This window comes from Streptomyces sp. UH6, assembly GCF_013421635.1.
GTDB lineage: Bacteria > Actinomycetota > Actinomycetes > Streptomycetales > Streptomycetaceae > Streptomyces > Streptomyces abyssomicinicus.
In genome coordinates, this window is record NZ_JACADT010000770.1 from 1 (window position 1) to 2,741 (window position 2,741).

The window sequence follows — 2,741 nt, forward strand, 5'->3', positions numbered from 1 at the left end:
GCGTCCAGCGTCCGGCGCAGGATCTCGGCGGCCCGGGGCCGCTGCCCGGGGTCGCGCAGGCGCAGCACGACCGCTCCCGCGCCCACGGACGCCTTGAGCTCGCCCTTGGTGCCCTCGGCGATCACCGTGCCGCGGTCGATCACCGCGATCCGGGAGGCGAGCTGGTCGGCCTCGTCCAGGTACTGGGTGGTGAGCAGCACGGTGGTGCCCTGGGCGACGACGGCGCGCACGATGTCCCAGACCTGGTTGCGGCTGCGCGGGTCCAGCCCGGTGGTGGGCTCGTCGAGGAAGAGCAGGTCGGGGGTGTTGAGGATGGAGGCGGCGATGTCGATGCGGCGGCGCATGCCGCCGGAGTACTGCTTGACCTGCTTGCCGGCCGCCTCCGCCAGCCCGAACGCGTCGAGCAGCTGCGCGGCGCGTTCCCGTGCGGCCCGTCGGCCGTGACCGAGGAGGCGGCCGAGCAGGAGGAGGTTCTCGGTGCCGGTGAGGTCCTCGTCCACGGAGGCGTACTGGCCGGTGAGGCTGACCCGGCTGCGGACCCGGTCGGCGTCCTTGACGACGTCGTGGCCGAAGACGCGGGCCTCGCCGCCGTCGGGGCGCAGGAGGGTGGCGAGCATCTTGACCACGGTGGTCTTGCCGGCGCCGTTCGGGCCGAGGACCCCGTAGACGGTTCCGGTGGGAACGACGAGGTCGACGCCGTCGACGGCGCGTGTCCCGCCGAAGGTCTTCACCAGTCCCGCCGTCTCCACGGCCGGGGCGGGCGTCGGCTGGCTCATGGGAACCTTCCTCTCCGGTGCTGCGAGGGGGCTGCGGGGCGGCCGGGAAGGCCGCCCGGGATGCGCGTGCACCCACCGGTGCAGACTCCGGGGGCGCCGCGGACTCATCGGTCGGCCCGGCCCCTTCCTCCTGCTTCCGATGATGCGGGAGGCGGGCGGGGACGGCGTGTGCGCGGACCGGCGGGTCGGACGGCGGGTGGCGGCGGGTCGGCGGCGGGTCGGGCGGCGGGAAGGCGCACAGTGATGTGCGTCCCTCTCGCGATTGACGATGCCGCGAGTGAGCAGAGGAGATCCCTGTACGCCCACAGCCACCGGAGAAAGGACGTCCCTCCATGGCGTTGCCCGATTCACCGTCGACCGGGACCGCACCGGATCCCGGGGCGGTCCGCCGCCACCGCACCCTGTTCCGGGCCGCGAGCCGGCGCCGTAACCCTCCGCTGCGACGCACCGACATCACGGTCACGGACGAGGCGATGGTCCGCAGGGCGGTCAAGGCCGCCTCGCTGGGCAACGCGATGGAGTGGTTCGACTTCGGCATCTACAGCTATCTGGCCGTCACCATCGGCCATGTCTTCTTCCCGCCGGGCAACGAGACGGTGCAGCTGCTGTCGTCGTTCGCCACCTTCGCGGCGTCGTTCCTGGTGCGCCCGCTCGGCGGCATGGTGTTCGGCCCGATGGGTGACCGGATCGGACGCAAGAAGGTCCTCGCGCTCACCATGATCCTGATGGCGGCGGGCACCTTCTGCATCGGGCTGATCCCCTCGTACGCGACGATCGGCTTCTGGGCGCCCGTCCTGCTCCTGCTGTTCCGGCTGGTCCAGGGCTTCTCCACGGGCGGTGAGTACGGCGGCGCGTCGACCTTCATCGCCGAGTACGCGCCGGACCGCCGCCGGGGTTTCTGGGGCAGTTTCCTGGAGCTGGGCACCCTGGCCGGTTACGTCGCCGCGGCGGGGCTGGTCACCGTGCTGACGGTGTTGCTGGGCGACCAGGGGATGGAGGACTGGGGCTGGCGGGTGCCGTTCCTGGTGGCCGGGCCCATCGGCTTCGTCGGCCTCTACCTGCGGCTGAGGCTCGACGAGACGCCGGCGTTCAAGCGACTCGAGGAGGAGTCCTCGCACCGCTCGGCGGCGGCCTCGGCCCATGTCGAGCCGAGCGCCACGGCAGACCTGAAGGACATCTTCCGCAGGCAGTGGCCCACGCTGATCCTCTGCATCTGCCTGGTGGGCGCGTACAACATCACCGACTACATGCTGCTGTCGTACATGCCGACCTATCTCTCCGACGAGATGGGCTACTCCGAGACCCACGGTCTGCTGTTCCTGATCGGGACGATGGTCGTGCTGATGCTGCTCATCAACCAGGTCGGGCGGCTCAACGACCGCTACGGCCGCAAGCCGCTGCTGATGGCGGGCATGCTGGGCTTCCTGGTGCTCTCCGTCCCGGCGTTCCTGCTGGTCAAGCAGGGCAGCTTCGTCGCGGTCGGGTCCGGCATGCTGATGCTGGGCCTGTCGCTGGTGTGCCTGCTGGGCACGATGTCGGCGGCTCTGCCCGCGCTGTTCCCGACGCCGGTGCGGTACGGGTCGCTGGCGGTGGGGTACAACCTGTCCGCCTCGCTGTTCGGCGGGACGACGCCGCTGGTGATCACGGCGCTGATCTCGGTGACGGGGAGCGACATGATGCCCGCCTACTACTCGATGGCGGCGGCGCTGGTGGGTGTGGTCTCGGTGGCCTTCATGAAGGAGACGGCACGCCGTCCGCTGGACGGTTCGCCCCCGTCGGTCTCCACACCGCAGGAGGCGGCCCTCCTGGTGGAGAGCCGGGCGCCTTCGCCGCGGTTCTGATCCCGCCGTGTGCCGCGCACGGCGGGCCGGGTAGCGGCGCCCGAGGGTCCCGGCCGCGTCACCGGCGGCGTCGGCCGCCCTTCAGCCGTCCCGGGCCCAGGGCCGCAGCTTCTCCGGGTTGCGG

The 2,741-nt window shown here is 71.7% G+C and carries 2 protein-coding genes; one reads left to right on the plus strand and one right to left on the minus strand.

The features are described 5' to 3' along the window. The coding region (locus HW445_RS25560; RefSeq protein WP_180223266.1) for an ATP-binding cassette domain-containing protein at positions 1-776 on the minus strand (776 nt) is incomplete at its 3' end. Positions 777-1,108: 332 nt separating this feature from the next. Here HW445_RS25560 and proP point away from each other — a divergent pair. Continuing rightward, on the plus strand, positions 1,109-2,617 hold the full coding sequence (proP, locus tag HW445_RS25565; RefSeq protein WP_180223267.1) for a glycine betaine/L-proline transporter ProP: 1,509 nt from the start codon (positions 1,109-1,111) through the stop codon (positions 2,615-2,617). The last annotated feature ends 124 nt before the right edge of the window (positions 2,618-2,741 follow it).

Excerpts from the sequence above, each read along its gene's own strand:
- proP (WP_180223267.1), top strand. The coding sequence starts at position 1,109 with ATGGCGTTGCCCGATTCACCGTCGACCGGGACCGCACCGGATCCCGGG.